The following is a 23,626-nucleotide window of genomic DNA, read 5'->3' on the forward strand; positions in this document are numbered from 1 at the left end:
GGGACGCGCCAGCGCAGTGACGGGGTCAGATGACGCACCAGCGTGGCAACGTGATCGGGAGTCGCACCACCGGGGCGACGTAGTCTCGGGGCTTGCATCAGCGGGCACCGCGGCGAGCTGTTGCAGAGTTCGGTGAATCGGTCGGGCCGACGGTTTCCCGCGAGCCGTCCGCGATTTTTCGGCAAACTTCTTTACGGTGGTGGGCGCTCCGCTGTCATGGAACTGCCCGACTGCCCGAAGGAGTCGTCGAATGCCGTGTGTACGCGCTGTATCCGTTGCTGGTGTGCTGGCTGCGTTGGTGGTGAGCGGGCCCGGCTGGTTTGCGGCGCCTGCGGCTGCGGACATTGTCGAGGTGTTGTGCACCGCGTCCGCGCAATCGTGCAGCGTGATGCCGTTGCGGCCTGCGCCCGCCGCGATTCCGGCGCCCACGGGGGCGTATCAGGTGGGGCGGATCGATGCGCGGGTGGCGGCGGGCGGGCGGGAGCTCATGGTGTCGGCGTGGTATCCGGCGGTGGCGGGCTCGGCGCCCGCGCCGTATCTGCCCGCCGGGACGATGGCGGGGCGCGCGCATATCGCGTGGCAGGCCTCGAACTTGTTGCCCGCGTTGGCGGCCGCGCCGTTGGTTGCCGCAACGGCACCGGCCGCGTGGGGCGCGACGGTCGATCCGGCGGCGGGGCGACTGCCCGTGCTGGTCTGGTCGCCGGGATTGGGCACGCCGCGCTGGCTGGGGTCGGGGCTGGCGGCCGATCTCGCGTCCAAGGGGTGGCTGGTGGTGACCGTCGATCACACCGGTGAATCACCGGTGGTCGAATTCCCCGGCGAGCGCATCGTTGTCGGGCAACCGGTGAACATCGCGGATCGCGAGGCCATGCGGCGCGCGCTGGAAACCCGCGTCGGCGATGTGCGCCTGGTGCTCGACAGTCTGCCCGCCCTGCCGGGAGTCGGCGCTCGCATCGACCCGGAACGTATTGCGGCGGCGGGGCATTCGTACGGCGGGTACACCGCGGTGCTGGCGGCGGCGCGCGACGAGCGGGTGCGCGCGGCCGTGGTGCTCGACGGGTCCGTGGCCTTCCTCGAGCCCAGCGAGCTCGAGCACGCCGGGGTGAATCGCCCCGTGCTGGTGCTGGCGGCCGGGGATATGGTGCACGCGAGCTGGATCAGCTTCGGGCAGTCGACGCCCGGACCGTTCGCCCTGGCGACGATTCGCGCGGGCGCGCACTACGTCTCGACCGATCTGCCCGCCCTGGGCGGCACCCCGATGCTGTGCGGCACCGTGGCGCCCGAGCGGACCGCCACCATTACGCGCGCGGTGACGGCCGGATTCCTCGACAAATGGTTGCGCGGCGGGCCGGAAGACTACGGCGCGTGGCCCGAACTCGATTGGCGCACACGCTGAACTGGGGTTTCACTCGATCCGAAACTTTTTTCAGAATTCTTCGCCGAGTATGTCGAGACCGCGCGACTCGCTCCGACCAAGAGGCAGAACACCCCACCACCCGGGGAACGAAAAACCTCACAGGAGCACACCATGAACATCGTCAAGAACACCAAGGTCAAGAGCGTCGGCGCCGTCCTCGGCGGACTGGCGGTCGCTGCGATCGCCTCCTCGGCCGTCGATTCGGTGCTACAAGCCACCGGCGCCCTGCCCACCGGCCACATCTACGCCTCGGTGCCGATGGTCCTCACCGTCGTCACCTACCGCACCGTCTTCAACGTGCTCGGCGCCTACGTCGCCGCACGCCTCGCCCCGGCCCGCCCGCTGGCCCACGCGCTCGGACTCGGCATCTTCGGTTCGATCGGTTCTCTCGTCACGGCCATCGCGACCTGGAACATGGAGATCGGCCCGCACTACTACCCGCTGACCCTCGCCGCCCTGGGCGTCCCGGCCGCCTACGCGGGCGCGACACTCGCCGCCCGCCACCGGGTCCGCGCCACTGCACCGGTGGTCGCCCCGGCCCTGGCCTGACGCGACGCGTCCCGCGCTCCGAATCCGCCGAGCGCCCGCTCGGCGGATTCGCCGCGTCAGTCCTCGACGCGCAGCCCGGCGGCCGCAGCGAAGGCGGGCGCCAACTCCATCAACTGGCCACTGTCCACGATCGCGCCGCGCAGCGATTCGATCCCGCCCGACACCGTGAGCATGGCGGCCCCGCGGAAATCGACCTTGCTCAGCACCGTCTTGTTCATCAGCAGGCCCTGCACCCTCGATCCGGGGAAGGTCACCGAGGTCAGTCGCGCCTCGCCGAAGTCCACGTCGCGCAGCATGCAATCACGGAAGACGACGTCCTTGAGGGTGGCGGACCGGAAGTTCACCGCGTCGAGCTTGCAGCCGACGAAGGTGACCCGGCGGATCGCACCGGACACGATCTCGACCCCGGACCAGGCGCTGTCGATGATCTCCGCGTCCAGCCAGTTGCTGTCCCCGAGCGCGGTACCCGCCATGTTCAGCTGGCGGAACCAGACATCGGAGAACCGGCTGTGCGAGAGGTTGCCGCCGACGAAGTTCAGGCCGGTGCCCACCGACTCGTTGAACCGCAGGTGGCGGAGTTCGGGATGGGTGAACTCGCGGCCATCGATCCGCACGCAGTCGTATTCGCCCTCGATCCGCAACTCACCCTCGAACGGTTCGACGAAACGGGCATAGGGCAGATCCTCGAAGGCAGTCGGCATTCCTCGGCCTTAACCCGGCTCACCGACCACGTTCAGAGCCGCCGGACCCGTGTGATCCAGGCCGCGAAATCGGCGAACCCCTCCGGCGACACCGCGAGCCCGCCGATCTGTTCCGGGGTCGCATCCCCCGCCCGGCCGCGATACCGAGCGGCTTCCAGGGACTCCAATTGCCATCCCGCCCCGAAGGATTCGCGAATCACCTCGGCCCCGATGCGCGGTCCGATGCCCGGCTCGGCAGTCGACAAGGCCAGCATGTGCACCACCCCGCCCGGCTTGACCACCGCGCCCAGGCTGCGCACATACGCCGCCCGCAACTCGGGCTCGGCCCCGAACACATGGAACAGCGCACTGTCGACGACGGTGTCGAACACCGGCGCGGAACCTGCCGGATCACCCGCGAGATCGGCCCGCCGCCCCAGTTCGAGCGCGTCGGCCACCTCGAACCGCGCCTGCGGAACCCCTTGGGACTCGGCGTTCCCGCGCGCGTAGTCGACCGCGCTCGGCGACAGGTCCAACCCCGTCACGTCGTAGCCGAGCCGGGTCAGCAGGATGGTGTGCTCCCCCGCCCCGGCGCCCGGATCGAGCACCCGGCCGCGAATGGCCCCCTGCCGTTCCAGCGCGACGATGGCGGGCTGCGGCTGCCCGATCACCCACGGTGCGGTGTCGTTGTCGTACACGGTGTTCCAGAATTCTGCGGATCGCGTCATATCCCCACCATGCAACCTCGAGTCCACTCGAGGTCAACTAGCGCGGCGGCAGATAGCACCGCAGCAGCACCGCCAGCTGGGTCCGCGCGTCGTCGAAGGGCAGGCTCGATTTGAGCGCCCGGCTCTGCACGATCGCCCCCTCGATCACCGACAGCAGCAGTCCTGCCACCGAGCACGCCGTCGACCGCTCGATCCCGGCCGCCACCAGCCCGTCCGCGAGCCGCGCGGTCCATTCCGCGAACGCTTGCCCCGCCGCCGACTGCACCGCCGGATCCAGCTCGTCGAGCGCGGCCGCCATCATGAACGATCCGGCCCGGTAGTCGCTGGATTCGAGCTGCCCGCGCCAGAACCCGAGCAGCTCCTCGAGCCAGGTCTCCGGCGTGGCCGCCTTCGGCAGGGCGTCGGCCATCCGGCTCACGTGCTGGTACACCAGCCTCGACACGATCCGGGTGGCCGCCTCCACGAGTTCGCCCTTGCCCGCCGGGAAGTGCTGATACAGCGAATTCCGGGAGGCGCTGCTGCGTTTGAGCAGTTCACTGAGCCCGGCGGCGTGCACGCCGTGCTCCTGGACGGTGGCGATGGTGCTCGCGATCAATCGGGCGCGCGGTCCGGCGGCCATGGATCATCTCCTCCAACCCTTGTGTGAACCGATCGGTCCATGTTAAACGTTATCCCGTGTGAACCGATCGGTTCACCACGGAGAGGAACCCATGCCCGCGACCATTGCCACCGCCACCCCGGTCACCCATGCCGCGCTGCTCGGCCTCGGGGCCTACCGCCCGCGCCGGATCGTCCCCAATGCCGAGATCGTCGACGCCATCGATTCCTCCGACGAGTGGATCCAGACCCGCTCGGGCATTGCCGCGCGCCGCTGGGCCGGTGACGACGAGACCATCGTGTCCATGAGCGTGGCCGCGGCCCGCGACGCGCTGACGGCCGCGGGGGTGACGACCGAGCAGATCGACGCGGTGGTGCTGGCCACGTCCTCGCAGATGGTGCTGGGCCCCTCGGCGGGTGCGGTGGTGGCCACCGAACTCGGTATGCACGACACCGCCGCCTACGATGTCTCGGCCGGTTGCGCCGGATTCTGCTACGCGCTCGGCAATGCCGCGAGCCTGGTGCGCGCGGGCCAGGCCCGGCACGTGCTGGTGATCGGCGTGGAGCGGCTCTCGGATCTGCTGGATCCGACCGACCGCACCTGCGCGTTCATCTTCGCCGACGGGGCGGGCGCGGTGGTGGTGGGACCGGCCGAGGCCGAGGGTATCGGGCCGACCGCGTGGGGCTCGGACGGCAGCCAGACCGCGGCCATCAAGCAGGACAAGGATTTTCAGCAGTATTTCGCCGAGGTCGCGGCGGCCGAGGCGAGCGGCGGGACTTCCGTGCGGCCCTATATCCGGATGAACGGGTCGGCGGTGTTCCGCTGGGCCGTCACGTTTCTGGAGAAGGCGTGCCGGGATGCCCTCGATCGGGCCGGGGTCGGCGTCGAGGATCTCGACGCGTTCGTGCCGCATCAGGCCAATGGGCGTATCACCGACGCGCTGACCCGAGCGCTGCACATGCCCGACTCGGTCGCGGTGGCCCGGGATATCGTCGAGACCGGGAACACCAGTGCGGCCTCCATTCCCATGGCCATGGAGCAGCTGCTGCGCACGGGCGCGGCCAAGCCCGGCGATACCGCACTGCTGCTGGGATTCGGTGCGGGGCTGGCCTATGCGGGTCAGGTCGTGCGGCTGCCCGCGGTTGTCTGAGCGGATGGCCGCGGCGGCCCGGTGATCGCATCGGGCCGCCGCGGCAGGCTCAGGCCAAGGGGCCGAAGAACTTCCGCAGATCCCCCGCGAGGAGCTGCGGCGCCTCCATGGCCGGGAAGTGCAGGCCCCGTTCGAATTCCGTCCAATGCGCGCCCTCCGGGGGCGCGACCACCCGGCGCACGGTCTCGTCCGCGCCGAAGACCGCGTATCCCTCGGGAACCTGCGCGGGCGCGCCCCAATCGTGGGAGTGCGCCTGCTCGTAGAGCGTGTGCGCGGCGCTGACGCCGGAGCCGGTGAACCAGTACAGGCTCACGGTGGTGAGCATCTGATCGCGATCGATCGGCAGATCGGTCCAGACCTCGAAACTCTCGGCGATCCACGACAATTGGAAGATCGGCGAGTCGGCCAGGCCGTAGCCGACGTTCTGCGGGCGGCTGTTCTGGATGGCGAGGTAGCCCGAGCCCTCCCGCCGGAATTCCTCCATGCGGGACAGGATCACCTTGTCCACCGGATCATTGGAATCCAGCCGATCGGCCATACCGGGCAGGAAGGTGGCCGTGGCCGCCGCGGTCATGGGATCGGTCACCACGTGCAGGCCCATGACATTCGCACCGGCCAGGCCCGCGACCGCCCCGGACACCCCGGCGCCGACATCTCCGGCGTGCAGGCCGTAGCGCTCGTAGCCGAGGCGGCGCATGAGCTCGACCCAGGCCCACGCCATGCGCGACATGGTCCAGCCGGTCGCGGACAAGGGCGTCGAGAGCGTGTATCCCGGCAGGGACGGCGCCACCACGTGGAAGGCCTGGCCCTCGGCCGGATTCACCAGCAGGTCGATGAGATTCAGGAATTCCGCGACCGAGCTCGGATAGCCGTGGGTGATCAGCAGCGGCTTGGCGTCCGGGTGTTCGGAGCGCAGGTGCAGGAAGTGGATGTGCTGGCCGTCGATCTCGGTGGTGAACTGAGGGAAGGCATTCAGCTTGGCTTCCTGTGCGCGCCAGTCGAATTCGTTGTGCCAGTGGTCGGCGAGCTCCTTCAGGTAATCGAGGGGGATGCCGCGCTCCCACCCGATTCCGGGCAGGGTGGCCGCCCAGCGGGTGCGATCGAGGCGGTCGTGCAGGTCGTCGATATCGGACTGCGGGATGTCGAGGCGGAAGGGGCGAATCTCGGTGCTCATCAGAATGATTCCTCTCGATCAGCGCTGGCGGATCACGCGCTTTTCATGCTGTCAGGAAGAACTCTAGAAACAATTGCGGAAAGTTCCGTTCCGCGTTTGCGCGCTAATCTCGAGGAATGCTGGAAACCTCCGCCCGCCTGCTCCGCCTGCTGTCGCTGTTGCAGGCTCGCCGCGATTGGACCGGGCCGGAGCTGGCGGACAGACTTCAGGTCACCACCCGCACCGTCCGCAATGACATCGAGCGGCTGCGCGAACTCGGGTATCCGGTCCAGGCGCGCCCGGGCGTGACCGGCGGTTACCGCCTCGGCGCGGGCGGCACGCTGCCCCCGCTGCTGCTCGACGATGAGGAAGCCGTCGCGGTCGCCCTTGGATTACGCACCGCCGCAACCGGTTCCATCACCGGTATCGAGGAAACCTCGCTGCGCGCCCTGACCAAACTGCAGCAGATCCTGCCCTCCCGGCTGCGCCACCGCGTCGACGCCTTTCAGCACGCCCTGCCCATTCCCGCCCGCGGCCCTCGCGTCGATCCCGCCACGCTGACCCTGCTCGCCGCGGCCTGCCGCGACCGCGAGCGGCTGCATTTCAACTACCGCGCCCACTCCGGGGCCACCGCCCGCCGCTCGGTGGAGCCCTACCGCCTGCTCGATCACCGCCAGCGCTGGTATCTGTTCGCCTGGGATTCCGACCGCGCCGACTGGCGCACCTTCCGCGTCGACCGTATCCAGCCGGGTACCCCCACCGGTCCGCGATTCACTCCGCGACCCCTGCCGCCCGATGCCGAGATCACCGCCCGCGCGGAGCGCGGAATCGGCGAGGCCGCATGGCATTTCCGCGCCACCGTCATCGTGCACGCCTCCGCCGCGCACGTCCGCGACCGCCTGCCGATCCCCGCCGATATCGAACCCCTCGACGAGCACCGCTGCCGCTTCCGCCCGGGCTCGGACCACCCGTACCAGTTGGCTCTCTACCTCGGCATGCTGGACGCGGACTTCGAGATCGTCGACTCACCGGAACTGGCCGCGGCCATCCACACCCTCATCGCCCGCTACCAGCGCGCCGTCGTCCGCCCCATCGAATAGCCGGATCGCCGCCAACGCGCCCACCGGCGCCAGCTCCAGCCCGCACCGATAGGCATCGTCGAATTCGGCGGATTCCAATCGGGTGCGCAGCCCTGCGGTGATGCGATCGACGTCGCCGCGTTCGGCCGGTGGCAACGGCAGCCCGACCGAACTCCGTGCCGCGGCAGCCGATCCCAGCAACAGCGCTGCCTCCACACCCCGGCCGGTCGAACCGAGGACTCCCGCAAGACCTTCCAACGCGAGCGCCATCGCGCGAATGTCACCGCTGCGCTGCGCGGCCGCCCACCCGTCATGGTGCAGCCGGTAGGCCGCGGCACCATCCCCGCCTTGTTCGGCGATGAATCCGAGTTCGGCCAGCACGAGCGACCGGCCCGGCTCGAAGGAGACGGCGGTGAGCCAGCCGAGAGCCGTGCGCAGATGGCTTTCGGCGCCGTCCGCATCACCCGCCCGCCGTGCACCCAGACCCAACCCGACTTCGGCATGGATCCGACCGGGCTGGTACGCGTGCTCCTCCGCCAGCTCGGCGGCACGCCGATGGTGCGTGCGCGCCCCGTCGTGGTCCCCACTCAACATGGCGAGATTCCCCAGCCCCACCAGCCGCAGCACCGCATCGGGCCACAGCCCCAATTCCTCGGCCAGCCCCAGCCCTTCACGCTGAAGCTGTCGCGCGCGCCCGTAATCGCCCCGTATCTCGGCGAGCGCGGCAAACGGCTCCACCGTCTGCAATCGTCCCCAGTGATCGCCGAGTGCCGCGAACAGCTCGGCACTCCGGCGGCCGTCACATTCGAGCGTCGCGATATCCCCGCGCACGTGAGCCTGGTTGGCGCGCACCCCCAGCGCCGCCGCAATCCCCCACCTGTCGTCGAGCGCCTGGAATTCGACCAGCACCTCGTCGATCACCCGCTCACTCTCAGCCTGGTCCCCGCTCCCGAACAGCGCGAAGCCGAGAAACCACCGCGCCCTGGCAATCCCACGACGACCGTCCGAATCCCACACGCCGACAACAGACTCCACATCCACACCATCAATCGCCGAACCGATCAATGCGCGAAACCCGTTGTGCCACTGACGGGCCTGCACCCACCGCGCACCGGCCGACCGACCGGGATCGGGAGCATCCGCCGCGCCGAGACCCGATGCTGCCACGGGCTCCACGGGACGAGCGCCGCCCGCTGCGCCAAGTCCCGAAACTGCTGCGGGCGATGCGGGACTGGCGCCGTCTGCTGTGGCCGGGCGGCCGTCCGGGGACGGGCCGAAGGACAGGGCTGCATCGAAGAACCGGGTGGCCTCTCGTAGGCGTCCGCGCAGGAACCAGGGCCAGGCCAGGGCATTTGCGAGGCGGACGGCATGGTCGGGTGAGGGCTGCCGGATGGCGGTGTCGAAGGCGCGGCGGAAGTTGGCGGACTCGGTGTCGGCCTGTTGCAGCAGGCGGGGCTGGTGCGGGCCGGGCAGGGTGGACGAAATCCGTTCGGCGAGTTCGACGTAATGGTCGAGGTGGCGGTGCCGGATCCGCACGGGCTCACCCGCTTCGTGTAGCCGGTCCTGGCCGTAGTCGGCTACCGATTCGAGCAGTCGGTAGCGCATTCCGGCGGGCGTCTCGACAGGGACGACCAGTGACTTGTCGACCAGGCGGGCGACCAGGTCGAGTATGTCGCCGGGGCTGACCGGACCACCCGAGCAGACCGCTTCGATCGCGGTCAGGTCGCTGCTCCCGGCGTGAACCGACAGGCGGCGCAACAGGACCCGTTCGGGTTCGGACAGTAGTTCCCAGCTCCAGTCGAGCATGGCGCGCAAGGTCTGCTGGCGCGGCGGAGCGCCGCGATAGCCGGTGGTCAGTACCCGGAAACGGTCGTCGAGGCGAGCGAGCAGATCGCGCACGCCCAGGGTGCGCACGCGGGTGGCCGCCAGTTCCAGGGCCAGCGGAATGCCGTCCAGGCGGCGGCAGATGGTGGCGATGTCCGCGGCGTTGCCTGCGTCGAGGGTGAATCCCGGCATGGTGGCCGCGACCCGTGTGGTGAACAATCGCACCGCACTCGCCGCCCGGACGTCTCGCAGGTCCCCGGACGACTCCGGCACCGACAGCGGCAGCACCGGCCAGATCGCCTCACCCGCAATACCGATCGGCTCCTGACCGGTCGCCAGAATGCGCAGGCCCGGCACGCGCGCCAACAGCCGCGCGGTCACCTCCGCGACCCCACCGACAAGGTGCTCGCAGTTGTCGAGAACCCGCAGCAACCGCTTTCCCCGCAGCGCCGCGGCCAGCGACTCGATCGGCGCGGAGTACACCAGAGTCCGCAGTGCACCGGGCGCGACCGTGACACCGGGTTCCGAGGCGGCGCCGGACTCCAGGACGAGGCCGGACTCCAGAGCGGAGTTGGAGGCCAGGGCGGCGCCAGGTATCGCGGGTGGGGACCCCCTGATGCCGAGGGCCACCATGATCGCCTCGACCACGAGGGTGATCGTCTTCGCGGTGTCGGCTACTCGGTCCACGGCGGCCAGTTCGACGAGCCATGCGCCATCGGGGAATTCGGCCGCTGTCTGCCGCGCGGTTTCGAGCGCCAGGCGGGTTTTGCCGACGCCGCCGGAGCCCGTCAATGTCACATGCCGTGCGGTGGACAGTAGTTCCCGCACCGACGCGACTGCGGCGGCGCGGCCGATCAGTTCGGTCGGGGGCACGGGCACATTCGTGGGTGGGCTCGCGGGATTGGTGTGCGGGCCGCGTGGGTGGTCGTCCTTTGCCGGTGGCGGGGCTTCGGGGGATGTTTGCACTGCCAGCATTTCGACATCGAGTGCGGGATCCTGCCGGAGGATGGCCTGTTCGAGCGCGGCGAGTTCCGGTCCGGGGTCGACGCCGAGTTCGGTGGCCAGGTACGAACGGAATTCGCGGTATCCGGCCAGCGCGGCGGTCCCTTGTCCGGACCCGTAGAGAGCGCGCATGTGTAGTGCGCGCAGGCCTTCGTGCAAGGGGTGCGATTCGACCAGTGTGTGCAATTCCCGTGCCACGGTGCGGTGTTCACCCATCGCCAGCCGGGCCGCGGCAGCCAGTTCGAGGGCGGCGAGGCGGGCCTCCCGCAAACCGGCGATGACGGGTGCGGCGAACTCGGCGTCGGTGTGGCCGGTGTACGGTTCGCCCGCCCACAGGTCCAGCCCGGCCGCGAGCGCCGCTTGTCGCGCGCGGGAGTCGGCGGTGGTGCGGGCGCGGTCGAGCTGCGCCAGGAATCGGCGGGCGTCCACCGCATCCGGCTCGATGTGCAGCCCGTAACCGCTGCCGCGCCGCTGCAGTAGCTCACCGGCGCCGGGTTCGGCGGTGTCCAGGGCGCGGCGCAGTTGCCAGACCTTGGTCTGCAGGGCGGCTTCCGGGTCACCGGGTCGGCGCACGCGGCCCCACAGGTCGTCGATCAGCCGATCGGTGGAGACCACCCGGCCGTCGTGTGCGAGCAACACCGCCAGCAGGGTGCGGGCTTTGGCGCCGGGGACGGTGACCTCGCGGCCGTCCTCGGTCCACGCCGCCACCGGCCCCAGCACCACGAAACGCACCGCGCCACGGTATCGGACCGCGCCGACAGATCGAGAGCCGATGGAGAGCGGAGCGAGAGCGGCGGTCGCCATGGTGGATCTCCGCGCCGAGATCGATCCGGACTGGGCGTCTTTCACGAAAGGTTTCGCTGTGACTATCGATGTGCAGGACCAGCGGCGGGCGGGGCCGCGGGAATGGCTCGGGCTGGCCGTGCTCACGCTGCCCACGCTGTTGCTCGCGCTGGATTCCACCGTGCTGAATCTCGCGGTGCCGCATATCAGCGACGATTTGCGGCCCGGGGCCACCGAGGTGCTGTGGGTGGTCGACATCTACGGGTTCATGATCGCCGGATTCCTGGTCACCATGGGCACCCTGGGCGACCGGATCGGACGGCGCCGGTTGCTCATGGCCGGTGCGCTCGGGTTCGGGCTCGCGTCCGTGCTGGCCGCCACCGCGCCCACCATCGAGGTGCTCATCGTGGCGCGGGCGCTGCTGGGCATCACCGGTGCGACGCTCATGCCGTCCACGCTGGCGTTGATCAGCACCATGTTCCAGGATGCGCGCCAGCGCGGCGTCGCCATCAGCGTGTGGGTGACGTGCTTCTCCGTGGGTGTGGCGGTCGGCCCGGTGCTGGGCGGCTTGCTGCTCGAATGGTTCTGGTGGGGTGCGGTTTTCCTGCTCGGTGTGCCGGTCATGGTGGTGCTGCTGATCGCGGCGCCGCTGACGCTGCCGGAATACCGCGATGCGTCGGCGGGACGTCTGGACACGATCAGCGTCGCCCTGTCCCTGCTGACCGTGCTGCCGATCGTCTACGCCGTCAAAAGCATTGGCGAGCACGGATTCTCGCCCCTCGCGCTCGGTTCGGGCGTGGTGGGCCTCGTCTTCGGGATCGTCTTCACCCGCCGCCAGCGCATCCTGACCGATCCGCTGCTCGATGTGCGCCTGTTCGGCGACCGGGCGTTCAGCACCGCGCTGCTGGTCCTGCTGCTCGGCCTCGGCCTGATGGGCGGGCTGTACCTGTTCATCACCCAGTACCTGCAGCTGGTCGCCGGGCTCACCCCGTTGCGCGCCGGAATGTGGCTGCTGCCCGCAGCATTCGCGCTGATCGTCGCCTCGGCGCTGACCCCGGTGCTCACCCGCCGCATCCGCCCCGGCTATGTCGTCGCGGCCGCCCTGCTGCTCTCGGTCGCCGGATATCTGCTGATCGCCACCGTCGACGCGGCCGACGGGCTGCCCCGCCTGGTCGTCGGATTCGTGCTCATCTACACCGGTATCAGCCCCGTCATGGTGCTCGGCACCGACCTCGTCGTCGGCACCGCGCCCCCGGAGAAGGCGGGCTCGGCAGCCGCCATGTCCGAAACCGGAATGGAATTGGGCATCGGGCTGGGCATCGCCACCCTGGGCAGCGTCGTCGCGGCCGTATACCGCGCGGACATGACCGCCCTGCCCGCGGGAGTGCCGGACGCGGTTCGCGAAACACTCACGCGCGCCGACGCGACAGCCCGGGAGCTGCCCGCCGACCTCGGCGAACACCTGCTCACCCAGGCGCGGGCGGCCTTCACCCACGGTCTGAATCTCGCGGGCGGTATCAGCGCGGCGCTCATCGCGGCCATGGCCGTATCCGCCGCGATCCTGCTGCGGCACCTGCCCGCCGCGGGTGAGACACCAGCGGCAGAGGATCACTCGTTGGCGCACAACGCCGATACGGACGGCAGTGGCACGCGGACCCTGGACGTCGCCCCGCAGAACGAGGCACGGCTCGACTAGCGGCGCGGGACCGGCGCATCCAGCCCCGCGCCGGTCCGCGTAGCCTAGGTCAGAGCCTCGCGCCGGTGCTTGGTGCCCAGTACCTGGTGCCACGACCGAAACACAGGCAGCAGAGGTCTATTCGGCCCGATCTAATGGTCGGCCCACCGGTCGAGCGGTCCGGTGCGGTACCATTGGGCGCGCCCTCACCGGGTGGACGACGTGCTGGAACCGGCATTCGCCGATCTCGTGCAGGGCAACGAAGTGCGCTACACCGCCGCCTGCCCGGCCGATCGACGGGTCGCTCCCGCCGCATGGGCCCCTGCCGGGGCCGAGCCGCGACCGGCCCGGCGCGCGGCAGTAGGCTCTGGCACTTATGGCCCTCAGCGCAACCCTGCACCACTTCGCCGTCCAGCTCGCCGACGTCGATCGCGGCGTGTACGAGGACCTGGAGTTGCGGGTCGCGCGGCATCCGTCGGAGACCGTCGAGTTCATGCTCACCCGGGTGCTGGCGTACTGCCTGGAATATGAGGAGGGCATCACCTTCAGCGAGGGTGGGGTGTCCTCCACCGATGAACCGGCCGTGCTGGTGCGCGACCTCACGGGGCGCATTACCGCCTGGATCGAGATCGGCGCGCCGGATGCGGATCGGGTGCATCGGGGCAGCAAGCTGGCCGATCGGACCGCGGTGTATACCCATCGCGATCCGATGAAGGTGCTGGCGCAGTTGTCCGGCAAGCGGATTCATCGCGCGGAGACGATTCCGCTCTACAGCCTCGACCGCGAGTTCATCGATGCGGCGGCCGCGTCGATCGACCGGCGCAATACCCTCAGCGTGTCGGTCACCGAACGCGAACTGTTCCTCGACCTCAACGGCACCAGCCTGGGCACCACCGTGGAGCGGCAGCTGCTCGGCTGAGTTCAGAGTTCGTCGTCGGGATGCAGCAGCCGCTGCGGCCCGGCGCCGTGCGCGGCGAGAGTGTCGCTGGGATTGAGCACGTAGCAGCGCCGCAATGACAGGCAGCCGCAGCCGATACAGCCGGTGAGTTCACGCTGCAGCTGCTCGATCTCGCGGCGGCGCGCCTCGAGGTGATCGCTCCAGCGTTTCGCTATGCGATCCCAATCGCGTTTGCTCGGCATGCGTTCCTCGGGCAGCCCGTCGAAGGCCTCCGCCACTTCGGCCAGCGGAATGCCCAGGCGTTTGGCGAACAGCACCAGCGACAATCGGCGCAGCACATGACGCGGGTAGCGGCGTTGATTGCCGGAGGTGCGGACCGAGGTGATCAGCCCCTGCTCCTCGTAGAAGCGGACGGCCGAGGTGGCCACGCCCGCGCGGTGAGCGAGCTCGCCGATGGTGAGCAGATCGGTGGGTGCGGCCATGGATCTTCTCTCTTGACTTCAAGTTCTCTTGAAGTTCTAGCGTAGCGCGAGTGACTGCAACTTCCTCGAATGCCCAGGCGAGAGCGGACAATACGCCGGATGACGCCGAGCCGGAACAGACAGGCGAAGGTACCGGACGCTGGTCGGAGCTGTTCGCCGGGCGCTATCTGGCCACCGTGGCGATCCTCGCGGGCGGTGTGGCGCTGTACGCTATGAACCTCTATTTCACCGCCGCGCTCATGCCCTCGATCGTCGAGAACATCGGTGGGGAGCGCTATTACGCGTGGGTCGCGACCGGATTCCTCATGGCCGCGGTCATTGCGTCCATGCTGGTCAGCCGGTTCCTCGCGGGGTGGGGCGCGGCGGCGGCCTACCTCACCGGTTTCCTGGTTTTCGCAGCCGGTGCGGCGATCAATGCGCTGAGCCCGACCATGGAGATCCTCATTGCGGGCCGCGTGGTGCAGGGCTTCGGCGGCGGGCTGCTGGCCGGGCCCGGCTACGCCGTCATCAGAACCGCACTGCCGGATCATCTCTGGGCGCGGGCGGCCGGACTCGTCTCGGCCATGTGGGGTGTGGGCACCCTCGTCGGCCCGGCCCTGGGCGGTGTCTTCGCCGAGCTGGGTTTGTGGCGCTGGGCGTACGGGCTGCTGCTCGCCGTCGCGCTGCTGCTGGCGGCGCTCACCCGGAAAGCCTTGCCGCGCACCACACAATCTTCGGGTGAGCACAGCCCGATTCCGGTGACGCCGCTGGTGCTGCTGACGCTGGCGGCGAGCGCGTTCAGCCTTAGTTCCACGGTCGCGCCGGTCGCGCCGACCGTCATCGCCCTGGGCGTGGGCGCGCTGTTGATCGCGGCCTTCCTCGTAGTCGAGCGGACGGGATCGGTGAGCGTTCTGCCGCGACTCACCTACACCCGCGGCACCGGTCTCAAATGGGTCTATCTCACCGTCGCCGCACTGTGCGCGGGCGTGATGACCGAGAATTTCATTCCGCTGTTCGGCCAGAAACTGGGCGGCCTCTCCCCGCTGGTGGCCGGACTGCTCGGCGCCGCCCTCTCGGTGGAATGGGTTGTAGCCCAGCTCTTCAGCGTGAATCTCGCCGCCGTCGGCGCCCGCCGCGCGATCCGCATTGCCCCGCTCCTACTCACCGGCGGCCTGGTCGCCTACGGTCTGCTGCAAACCGACCATGCCTCGACGGCGATCGTCATCGTCTGGGCCGCTGTTCTCTTCCTCGCGGGCATGGGCATCGGTCTGGCCTTCCCGCATCTGAGCGTCGCCGCCATGAGCAGCACCGACGACCCGGCCGAGGGCGCGAAGGCCGCGGCCGCCCTCAACACCACCCAGTTGATCGCCTACGCCGTGACCTCCGCCATCGTCGGCACCCTCATCCGGCTCGGCGATGCGTCCCTGGTGGATTCGGCCCGCCTCATGACCTTCGGTATCGCGGTGCTCACCGCGCTGGGCACGGCCACCGCGATACTGGCCACCCGACGGTCACGGCGTGGCGGGCACGACCGGCGGGACGTAGTCGAAGGTCATGCCCAGCAGCCACACGAGCAGCAGGACCACCGGTAGGTGGAACAGGAACTGCAGGAACGTGAATCCGACCAGGTCCCGGGCGCGTAGGCGCAGGACGGCCAGCAGCGGCAGCATGAAGAACGGGTTGATGAGATTCGGCAGCGCCTCGGCGACATTGTAGATCTGGACCGTCCAGCCGAGGTTCATCTGGACATCGGTCGAGGCCTGCATGACATAGGGGGCCTCGACCAGCAATTTTCCGCCGCCGGAGGGAATGAAGATGCCCAGTACCACTGTGTAGAGGGCGATCACGACGGCGAAGGCGCCGCCGCCACCGATAGTGGTGAAGAACTCCGCCAGATGGTGCGAAACGGTATACCCGCCACGGCCTTTCGCCTTGGTGAGAATGGCGGCCATGGCGGCGTACAGCGGGAACTGCACGAGGATCCCGGCCGTGGCGGGCACGGCGAGCGAGACCGCCTGCAGGAACTTACGCGGGGTCCCGTGCAGCACCAGGCCCAGCATGAGGAATACGAGCAGATAGCCGTTGAGGCTGCTGACCACGGTGAGCACCGGCTTGGCGGCGAGCTGGGAGATCAGCCAGCCCAGTGTCAGTATTCCGGCCAGGATCGGCAGGACGCGGCTGTATTCGAGCCACTCCCCCGGGCGCGACCGCGGGGCCACCTCGGCGAGCTGGTCGTCCAGGTCGACCTCCAGATCCGCGGCGGTCTTGATGGCCGCGCCCTTCGGCGCCGAGAAGTGCGCGATCACCACGGTGATCGCCATGATGATCGCGCAGGTGAGCAGCGACTGCCAGGTGAAGATGGTGGTCCCGAAATCGAGGACGCCGGTGATCTTCAGCAGCGCGGGCGGCAAGGAGGCCGCGGTAGCCTGCAATTGGGCGGCCGAGGACGAAATGCCCAGCGCCCAGACCGCTCCCAGTCCCATGAACGCCGCCGCGCCGAGCGCACGGTAGTCCACGCGCAGGTCGGTGCGGCGCGCGATGGCCCGCGCCAGCAGGCCGCCGAAGACCAGGCTCAGTCCCCAGTTCAGGAAGGAGATCGACATGGACAGGAACGCAACGAAACTCACCGCGCTGGCGGCGGCGCGCGGCACGGTGGCCAGCCGGTCGATGAGCCTGGCGATGGGCGGCGAAGTGGCGATGACGTAGCCGGTGAGCACCACCATGGCCATCTGCAAGGTGAAGGCGGTCAGATCCCAGAACCCGTCGCCGAACGCATTCGCCACCGTGCGCGGCGACGAACCATTGGCCAGCGCGGCCACGGCCACGATGACCACGCCCGCCAGGGCGACGACATACGCGTCGGGGAACCATTTCTCGGTCCACCGAGCGAGCGATTGCGCGATCCGCGCGAGCCCTTTCTCCGAACTGGCCGCCTCGTTCTTGTCGGGGCTGGTGTCTGCGCTGGCGGACGTCATACCGGCGTTCCTCCTCTTTCTGCTCTCACACCCGAGCCCGCGCGGCGCGTGTGACGCGCGGCACAGGGCTCGGTCGCCGAGTATCGATCACCCACTCGTGTGCGGACAAGAACGAAAAACGCACGGGGTATCTGCGAATTTGCAGATATATCCCGGCGGAGTCCGCGCGGTTACTGCCCGATTACCGCCGGTCGATACCGTGAGGTGTCGAAATGCAGTGCGCCACAGCTGTTTCAGGGGATGCCATGACCAAGCCAGCGACACCGGAAACGGTATCGGCAACAGTAGGACTGTCCGCCGCCATCGCCGCCCGTGCGGCGCGGGAACCGGATGCGGTGGCCCTGGTGTGCGCGGGGCGGGAGACGACCTTCGCCACCCTGCACCAGGTCTCGTGCCGGGTCGCCAATGCGCTGCTGGCGGCCGGACTCACGCCGGGGGCGCGGATCGGATATCTCGGCCGCGACAGCGAGCGGCTCTATCAGCTGCTCATCGCCGCCGCGGATATCGGCGTCGTGCTGGTGCCGGTCAACTGGCGGCTCACGGGCACCGAAATCGCGTACATCCTGGCCGATTCCGAATGCCGCCTGCTGTTCACCGACGCCGCCGACGAGGCGGTCGCCGTCCAGGCCACGCAGGGTCTCGACGAGCGGGTGGAGTTGGTGCGCATGGATTCCGGCGGTGTCGCGGGCGCGGGCTTCGCCGCCTGGTACGCCCCCTACGCCAACCATCGTCCGCCCGCCACATCCGACCGGCAGCGGGCGCTGCTGCAGATGTACACCAGCGGCACCACCGGCAACCCCAAGGGCGTGGTCATCCCGCAACAGAGCCTGTTCGCGGTGCGCGAGGTGCGCGACAGCTCGGATATGCCGTGGCTCGAGGTACCGCCGGAAGATCGTTGCCTGGTCCTGATTCCCGGCTTCCACATCGCCGGTCTGGCCTGGGCGGTGCAGGGCCTGCTCGACGGGGTCACCACCGTCGTCCTGCCCGAGTACACCCCGGCCGCCGCACTGGACGCCATCCGCACCCTCGGCATCACCGCCGTCTGCGGAGTCCCGGTCATGCTGCTGCTGGTGCTGGCCGAACCGGGCGTCACCCCCGCGGATTTCACCGGCCTGCGCCAGGTCGCCTACGGCGGCTCCCCCATGCCCGAACAGATGCTCGCCCTGTGCATGTCGCTCTACGGCTGCGAATTCCTCCAGTTCTACGGCATGACCGAAACCGCCACCCCCATCACCTTCCTGCCGCCGTGCGACCACACCCCCGGCAATCCGCGCCTGCGTTCGGCCGGGGCCGCCTACGCCGGATCCGAGATCATGATCCTGGACAAGGCCGGAAATGCCTTGCCGCCCGACGAAATCGGCGAAGTCGTGGTGCGCGGCCCCGCCATGATGCTCGAGCACTTCCGCAACCCCTGCGCCACCGCCGACACCCTGGTCGACGGCTGGCTGCACACCGGCGACGCGGGCCGCCTGGACGCCGACGGTTACCTGTTCATCTGCGACCGCATCAAGGACATGATCATTATCGCCGGGGAGAACGTCTACCCCGCCGAAGTGGAGAACGCCCTCGTCGCCCACCCCACCGTCCGCGAAGCGGCAGTGGTCGGCGCCCCCGACGACCGCTGGGGCGAACGCATCCACGCCTTCGTCGCCTTCCACCCCGGCCAGACCGCCACCCCCCACGAACTCCTCATATTCCTCCGCGACAAACTCCCCTCCTTCAAACTCCCCCAGCAGATCGACATCCTCGACGCCGTCCCCCGCAATGCCAGCGGCAAAATCCTCCGCCGCCGCCTGCGCGAACCGTTCTGGCAGGGCCGCGACCGCGCCGTGAACTGATTCCGGTCCGAGCAGCCGGATCAGCGCACACCCGGTCTATCGGTCCGTTCCACCCGCGCTGCTCGTATTCTCACGCGGCGTCGCCGCCCACTCGCGGAGCGCGGCGACGAACTCCTCGGGTGCGTCGGACTCCACGTAAGTGCCTGCGCCTTCGACGATCACGGTTGTGTGGTCGCTGAACGTGGCTTCGAGGCGCTCACGTTCCAGCGGGCGGAAGGCGATATCGGCGTCGCCCCACACGATGAGTGTCGGCAGGTGGGCGATGTCGGCGAGACCGACCTCGACCTCGGCGAAGAAGGCCCGGCTGGCGAGGACCCGGCCGGGGAGCACGGCGGAGGCCTGGCGCCGCTCGGGGGTGTTCAGCGCCCGGCGGTAGTGAGCCATCTCGGCCGCGGTCGGTGTGCGCCTGCGATGGCCGGTGGGGATGAACACGTTGACGAGCAGGTTCAACTTCCGGACCAGGAAGCGGCTCGCGGGGTTGCCGATGATGTGGGAGAAGGCCTCGAAGTGGAGGACGCCGTTGACGGGCCAGGCCCAGGTGTTGGCGAGCACCAGCCGGTCGAAGACATCCGGCCGCCGCTGCGCGGTGGCCAGGCCGATCAGGCCGCCCCAGTCCTGCCCGACCAGCGTGACCCCCTCGAGCCCGAGCGCATCGACGAACCCGGTGACCACGTCGGCATGCTCCTCGGGCAGATAGCGATACCCGGGCTTCGGCGTCGACAGCCCGAAGCCCGGGTAATCGAGTGCGACGCACCGGAAGTCGTCGCGCAACGCGCGGATCACCTCGCGCCAGAGGAACGACCAGGTCGGATTGCCGTGCAAGAACAGCAATGTGGGACCCGACCCCTCGTCCACGTAATGCACGGTGTGTCCGTCGATCTCGACGAAGCGGCTCTCGAACGGGAACAGCTCGTCGTCGACCCAGGCGGGCCGCACACTCTCGGTGGTATCGGCGATGGCGGCCCCCTTTTCGGCTCGGTCGCACGGTAGACGTGAGTTTTTCACGTGCACTTGAGAAACTCAAGCAGAAGGACATGATGCGTAGTTACGGCCAGTACTGCGGGCTCGCCCGGTCCCTCGAAGTGGTCGGCGACCGGTGGAATCTGCTCATCGTCCGCCAACTCCTCATCGCGCCCGCCCGCTACCGGGACCTGATCGACGGACTCCCCGGCATCGCGACCAACCTGCTCGCGGATCGGCTGCGCGACCTCGAGGCCACAGGTGTGATCGAGCGGCGCCTGACCGGCGCGGGCAGCGTGGTCGAGTACGTCCTCACGCCGTGGGGCGCCGAGCTACGCACGCCGATCGAGAGCCTCATCCGCTGGTCCACGCCGCTCATGGTCCGCGGCCCCGGCGGCGATTCCTTCCGCCCCGAGTGGCTCGCCCTCGCTGTCCCCGCGCTGCTCGACACCCGGGTGAAGGTCCGCGCCGCGGCGACTGTCGGCCTCGAGATCGGCGGCCCGCCACTCCGGCTCCGGGTTCGAGGTCGGCCCGCACGACGGCGGCGACCTCGACGCCACCGTCCACGCCGACCCCGCCTGCCTTCTCGGGCTCGCCGCGGGCGCCCTCATTCTCGGTGACGCCCGCGCGCTCGGCCTGGTCGAGATCGACGGCGACGAGTCCGTCGTGCGCACCGTCTTCGCCGCCTGACGGAGCCGGTTCTAAGGGTGCCGGTCGTAGGGGTACTGGCCGGTGCCTCGGTGCGACACCATCGGGGTCGACAGCGAAGGGCGGAGCGGAGGGCAGCACCGTGGAATTCCGTGTTCTCGGCGCACTGGACATCAGATCCGGTGGGAGCAGGCTCGATCTGGGCGGGCTGACCCGGCGGGCCGTGCTCGGGTATCTGCTGTTGCACGATAATCAGGCGGTGTCGGCCATTCGGAAGACCCTCGGCGACGGGGATGGTGCGGTGCTGCTCACCGAGAATCCAGGATATCGGCTGCGGGTGGATCCGGATGCGGTGGATCTCAATCGTTTTCGGCGGTTCGCCGAACAGGGGCGGTCCGCCCTGCTGGCGGGGGCGGCCGATCCGGGGCGGGAGTGCTTGCGGGCGGCCGTGGGGATGTGGTCGGGGGCGGCGCTGGCCGATCTGGTGGAGGCCGGGATCGACTGGAACGAGTTGACCGCGCTCGAGGATGAACGCCTCAATGTCTACGAGGACTGCCTGGAGGCGGAGTTGGCGGTCGGGCGGCATCGGGAGATCACTCCCGAACTCGAGATGCTCACGGCGACAGCGCCTTTGCGGGAGGGGTTTCATCGGCAGTACATGCTGGCGCTGTACCGGTCCGGTCGGCAGGCCGAGGCCCTGCGGGTGTATCACCGCTCGCGGGCGACGCTGGTCGAGCATCTCGGGATCGAGCCGGGCCGGGATCTGCGGCGGCTGCACCGGCTAATTCTCGCGCAGGACTCGTGCCTGCAGTCCCGGCAGTTTCGTCCGACGGCGTGAGCCGGACGCGGCCTCAGGCGGTCGCGATGGTGAGCCGGTTCCGGACCCGTTGGGCGGCTTCGACTCCCGAGCGGCAGCAGGCTTCCAGGGCGGCGCCGCGCAGATAGTCTCCGGCCAGTTCCAGTCCCTCGACACCGGCGACCTGATCGCCAACGCGGTCCAGGAAGGCGCCGTGATCGGGCACGTAGGCGCAGTAGGCGGCCTCCCAGATGCGTTTGACCATGGCCTTGCGCGCGATGCGGGTGTGGCCCAGCAGTGCGAACAAGCGCTGCTCGGCGTCGTCGATCCAGGCGTCGAGGAGGTCCTCGGTGGGCGCGGGGCGCGCCAGGCGGCCGCTGAAGGTGTAGCGGACGATATCGAGGTCGTCGACCCCGTACACCCCGGCATTGCTGCACGGGCCGTCGTCGAGCACGATGGCGCGGACCTTCGCCCCGAAGACGGGGCGCTCATAGTGCACCAGGACCACCGCGGCCGGGAAATAGCGCACCGGTTCCAGCATTTCGCTCAAGCGCGGCAGGTCGCCCTTCACGATGTCGGCGGTCGCGTACGCCGGTGTGGCCAGCACGACGGTGTCGTAGGGGTGTTCGGTCACCGGTCCCCCGTCGATGCTGACCGCCAGCCCGGTCACGCGGTCGCCCTCCATGATCAGCCGTTCCACCCGCGCGCCGGTGTGTGCCGTGACGCGCTGGATCAGTGCGGCGATGGCGGGGCCGATGCCGTCGGTGAGCTGATCGTAGGTGTCCATGATCATCGACAGATTTGTGCCGAAGGTGCCCAGGTACACCTCGTCGGGTTCCGCGCCGTTCATGCGAACAGTCGTGGGCCGGAACATCTTCCGCACGATATCGGGGCCGAAATGCGCGGCCAGGAGCCGGTCGTCGGAGGCGGCGGCGAGTTTGGCGAAGGCGGGTGCGCCGAGGAAGCGGTTGGTCTCGTCGCGCCGCACCAGCAGGCCCAGCCAGGCCAGCTTCACCAGATCGCGCACCGAGCCGAGCCGCCGCAGCCGGGTCAGTTTGTCCCACGGCGACTGGGTGCTGGCGAGGGTCAGCAACTGTCCGTCGACCACGCGGGAGGTATTGATGCCGAACATTTCATAGCGCGGCGTCTCCAGCCGCGCGAGGAAGTTGCGCAGCGCCGAGTACTTGTGCCCGAGGTTCTTGCCGCCGGTCATGACGGGCCGGTCACCGAGCCGGTCGACCCCGAAACGGCCGCCGAGCACCGGCATCCGGTCGTAGAGGTCGACGCGGCAACCGGCCTCGTGCAGTTCCAGGGCGGCCGACATACCGGCCATGCCTGCGCCGACCACCGCGATCCGCGGCTGGGCGAATACCGGGTTGTTCATGAGCTGTCTCCTCGGGATGCCGCGGCGGGGGCCGGGTCGAGCCACGATTCGGGAGAACCGGTGGCGATGTCGATGCGGCAACCCGCGATGCGGGCGCCGAACTGGATGAGTTCGAGATGTATTTCGGCCGAGTCCATCTCGTCGTCGCGATCGATTCGGGTGGTGAACATCAGGGGCGCGCCGAACTCGGCGAAGCCGGTGAAATCGGCCTCCAGCACCACGAGCGCGGGCCCGGTGGGCGCGGGATCGAGGTGCGCCGCCGCGGTGTCGTCGCCGACCCCCAGCAGGGCGGCCTGCCGGAAACCTTCCAGCAGCAGCGGTCCGGGCACATGATCGTAGGGGTGGTTGAAGAAGGCCGGATGCCGTTGGTCCACCACGAGTTCCAGACCGTCGGGGCCATCGGCGATCACCACATTGCGGGCATCCCGGCGGCCCACCCGCGCGGGCGCGACCGGCGCCCGCCGCCTGCCGCCGCCCGCCGTGGACGGGCGCTGCGCGCGCTGATGCCGCCGCAGGTCGGCGTAGGCCTCGGCAGGGAAGGCGACGCCACCGCCATGGACGGTGACCGCGACCGCGCCACCGACAGCCACCGTGGCGGTGAACCCGTGATCGGTGAGAAACGCACTGCCCGCGGTGAGATCGGTACGCAACTGCACGATGCCCTCGAGCGGGGTGGCGCCATCGTCGTGCAGGGCACTGCGATCCTCGACCTCCACCGCGGCGCGTTGCAGGCTCAGGGCGGTGCCCGGCGGCAGGTTCAGATAGCGGTGCCCGACCACGGTCATGGTCTGCCGCACCGCCTCCACCAGCGCGAGCGGATTGTGCAGTCCGGCGGGGCGATCCGACCAGAGCAGGTGGGTCCGTGGAATCTGCACCGCGGCAAGGTATTCCCCGCTGCCCGCCGAGGCGGTATCGGTGACGAACACCTCGCCCACACAGCGGCGGTGCGCCAGGGAGCGGGGCACGGTCCGCTCGAAACCCAGGCCGCCCGCGGGTGTGTCTTGTTGGGGTGCGATCATCGCGTCTCC

The 23,626-nt window shown here is 69.4% G+C and carries 20 protein-coding genes; 10 read left to right on the forward strand and 10 right to left on the reverse strand.

The window, feature by feature from the left end; genetic code table 11:
• Positions 1-388: 388 nt before the first annotated feature.
• Both NC4_RS14250 and NC4_RS14255 read left to right on the forward strand, forming a co-directional pair.
• Positions 389-1,396 (forward strand): alpha/beta hydrolase family protein, encoded by a 1,008-nt coding sequence (locus NC4_RS14250; protein WP_169814798.1) that lies wholly within the window; start codon positions 389-391, stop codon positions 1,394-1,396.
• Positions 1,397-1,528: 132 nt separating this feature from the next.
• Positions 1,529-1,966: a hypothetical protein gene (locus tag NC4_RS14255; protein WP_067537528.1), complete on the forward strand. Its 438-nt coding sequence runs from the start codon at positions 1,529-1,531 to the stop codon at positions 1,964-1,966.
• Between the two features lie 56 nt (positions 1,967-2,022).
• Here NC4_RS14255 and NC4_RS14260 read toward each other — a convergent pair whose 3' ends face one another.
• Genes NC4_RS14260 through NC4_RS14270 form a run of 3 tightly spaced genes read right to left on the reverse strand, consistent with a single transcriptional unit; the run spans position 2,023 to position 3,993 of the window.
• Positions 2,023-2,667, reverse strand: a complete 645-nt coding sequence (locus NC4_RS14260; RefSeq protein ID WP_067537531.1) for a pentapeptide repeat-containing protein — start codon at positions 2,665-2,667, stop codon at positions 2,023-2,025.
• Positions 2,668-2,699: 32 nt separating this feature from the next.
• On the reverse strand, positions 2,700-3,374 hold the full coding sequence (locus tag NC4_RS14265; protein ID WP_067537535.1) for a class I SAM-dependent methyltransferase: 675 nt from the start codon (positions 3,372-3,374) through the stop codon (positions 2,700-2,702).
• A 37-nt stretch (positions 3,375-3,411) separates the two neighbouring features.
• Positions 3,412-3,993, reverse strand: a complete 582-nt coding sequence (locus NC4_RS14270) for a TetR/AcrR family transcriptional regulator (RefSeq protein ID WP_067537538.1) — start codon at positions 3,991-3,993, stop codon at positions 3,412-3,414.
• A 91-nt stretch (positions 3,994-4,084) separates the two neighbouring features.
• Between NC4_RS14270 and NC4_RS14275 the strand changes: the two genes are divergently transcribed.
• Positions 4,085-5,122, forward strand: a complete 1,038-nt coding sequence (locus NC4_RS14275; RefSeq protein WP_067537540.1) for a beta-ketoacyl-ACP synthase III — start codon at positions 4,085-4,087, stop codon at positions 5,120-5,122.
• A 49-nt stretch (positions 5,123-5,171) separates the two neighbouring features.
• Here the strand turns inward: NC4_RS14275 and NC4_RS14280 are convergent, their stop codons facing one another.
• A complete protein-coding gene (locus tag NC4_RS14280; protein ID WP_157554692.1) occupies positions 5,172-6,296 on the reverse strand; it encodes an epoxide hydrolase family protein in 1,125 nt (374 codons plus the stop codon).
• Between the two features lie 116 nt (positions 6,297-6,412).
• Here NC4_RS14280 and NC4_RS14285 point away from each other — a divergent pair, with 116 nt between their 5' ends.
• Complete coding sequence (locus NC4_RS14285; protein WP_067537546.1) at positions 6,413-7,375, forward strand: helix-turn-helix transcriptional regulator; 963 nt, start codon at positions 6,413-6,415, stop codon at positions 7,373-7,375.
• Here the strand turns inward: NC4_RS14285 and NC4_RS14290 are convergent.
• Positions 7,301-10,984, reverse strand: a complete 3,684-nt coding sequence (locus NC4_RS14290) for an AfsR/SARP family transcriptional regulator (protein WP_067537548.1) — start codon at positions 10,982-10,984, stop codon at positions 7,301-7,303. The genes NC4_RS14285 and NC4_RS14290 overlap by 75 nt on opposite strands.
• 58 nt (positions 10,985-11,042) lie before the next feature.
• Between NC4_RS14290 and NC4_RS14295 the strand changes: the two genes are divergently transcribed.
• Both NC4_RS14295 and NC4_RS14300 read left to right on the forward strand, forming a co-directional pair.
• Positions 11,043-12,659 (forward strand): MFS transporter, encoded by a 1,617-nt coding sequence (locus NC4_RS14295; protein WP_245721679.1) that lies wholly within the window; start codon positions 11,043-11,045, stop codon positions 12,657-12,659.
• Between the two features lie 355 nt (positions 12,660-13,014).
• Positions 13,015-13,557, forward strand: a complete 543-nt coding sequence (locus NC4_RS14300; protein ID WP_067537551.1) for a YaeQ family protein — start codon at positions 13,015-13,017, stop codon at positions 13,555-13,557.
• A 2-nt stretch (positions 13,558-13,559) separates the two neighbouring features.
• Here NC4_RS14300 and soxR read toward each other — a convergent pair whose 3' ends face one another.
• On the reverse strand, positions 13,560-14,018 hold the full coding sequence (gene soxR, locus NC4_RS14305) for a redox-sensitive transcriptional activator SoxR (protein WP_067537554.1): 459 nt from the start codon (positions 14,016-14,018) through the stop codon (positions 13,560-13,562).
• Positions 14,019-14,068: 50 nt separating this feature from the next.
• Here soxR and NC4_RS14310 point away from each other — a divergent pair, with 50 nt between their 5' ends.
• Positions 14,069-15,589 carry an MFS transporter gene (locus tag NC4_RS14310; protein ID WP_067537558.1) on the forward strand — a complete coding sequence of 507 codons (1,521 nt, stop codon included), beginning with the start codon at positions 14,069-14,071 and terminating at the stop codon, positions 15,587-15,589.
• Here NC4_RS14310 and NC4_RS14315 read toward each other — a convergent pair.
• Entirely contained in the window at positions 15,509-16,972 is a 1,464-nt protein-coding gene (locus NC4_RS14315; RefSeq protein ID WP_067537561.1) for a short-chain fatty acid transporter, read from the reverse strand. The two genes, NC4_RS14310 and NC4_RS14315, sit on opposite strands and share 81 nt — an antisense overlap.
• A gap of 245 nt (positions 16,973-17,217) precedes the next feature.
• Here NC4_RS14315 and NC4_RS14320 point away from each other — a divergent pair, with 245 nt between their 5' ends.
• Entirely contained in the window at positions 17,218-18,810 is a 1,593-nt protein-coding gene (locus NC4_RS14320; protein ID WP_067537566.1) for a long-chain-fatty-acid--CoA ligase, read from the forward strand.
• A 36-nt stretch (positions 18,811-18,846) separates the two neighbouring features.
• On the opposite strand, the gene NC4_RS14325 is transcribed toward NC4_RS14320, so the two are convergent.
• Positions 18,847-19,746, reverse strand: coding sequence for an alpha/beta fold hydrolase (locus tag NC4_RS14325; RefSeq protein WP_369690743.1), 900 nt, complete (start codon positions 19,744-19,746; stop codon positions 18,847-18,849).
• 98 nt (positions 19,747-19,844) lie between these two features.
• On the opposite strand from NC4_RS14325, the gene NC4_RS14330 reads away from it, so the two are divergent.
• Both NC4_RS14330 and NC4_RS14335 read left to right on the forward strand, forming a co-directional pair.
• Positions 19,845-20,390, forward strand: a complete 546-nt coding sequence (locus NC4_RS14330) for a winged helix-turn-helix transcriptional regulator (protein WP_439957503.1) — start codon at positions 19,845-19,847, stop codon at positions 20,388-20,390.
• Between the two features lie 170 nt (positions 20,391-20,560).
• The gene (locus tag NC4_RS14335; protein WP_067537569.1) at positions 20,561-21,256 is read left to right on the forward strand and encodes an AfsR/SARP family transcriptional regulator; all 696 of its coding nucleotides are present in this window, start codon (positions 20,561-20,563) and stop codon (positions 21,254-21,256) included.
• A 13-nt stretch (positions 21,257-21,269) separates the two neighbouring features.
• Here NC4_RS14335 and NC4_RS14340 read toward each other — a convergent pair whose 3' ends face one another.
• Both NC4_RS14340 and NC4_RS14345 read right to left on the reverse strand, forming a co-directional pair.
• A complete protein-coding gene (locus NC4_RS14340; protein WP_067537571.1) occupies positions 21,270-22,598 on the reverse strand; it encodes a protoporphyrinogen/coproporphyrinogen oxidase in 1,329 nt (442 codons plus the stop codon).
• The gene (locus NC4_RS14345) at positions 22,595-23,617 is read right to left on the reverse strand and encodes an AfsA-related hotdog domain-containing protein (RefSeq protein WP_067537574.1); all 1,023 of its coding nucleotides are present in this window, start codon (positions 23,615-23,617) and stop codon (positions 22,595-22,597) included. The genes NC4_RS14340 and NC4_RS14345 overlap by 4 nt, the downstream gene beginning before the upstream one ends.
• Between the last annotated feature and the right edge of the window lie 9 nt (positions 23,618-23,626).

It is taken from the genome of Nocardia crassostreae, assembly GCF_001613405.1.
Taxonomy (GTDB): Bacteria; Actinomycetota; Actinomycetes; order Mycobacteriales; family Mycobacteriaceae; genus Nocardia; species Nocardia crassostreae.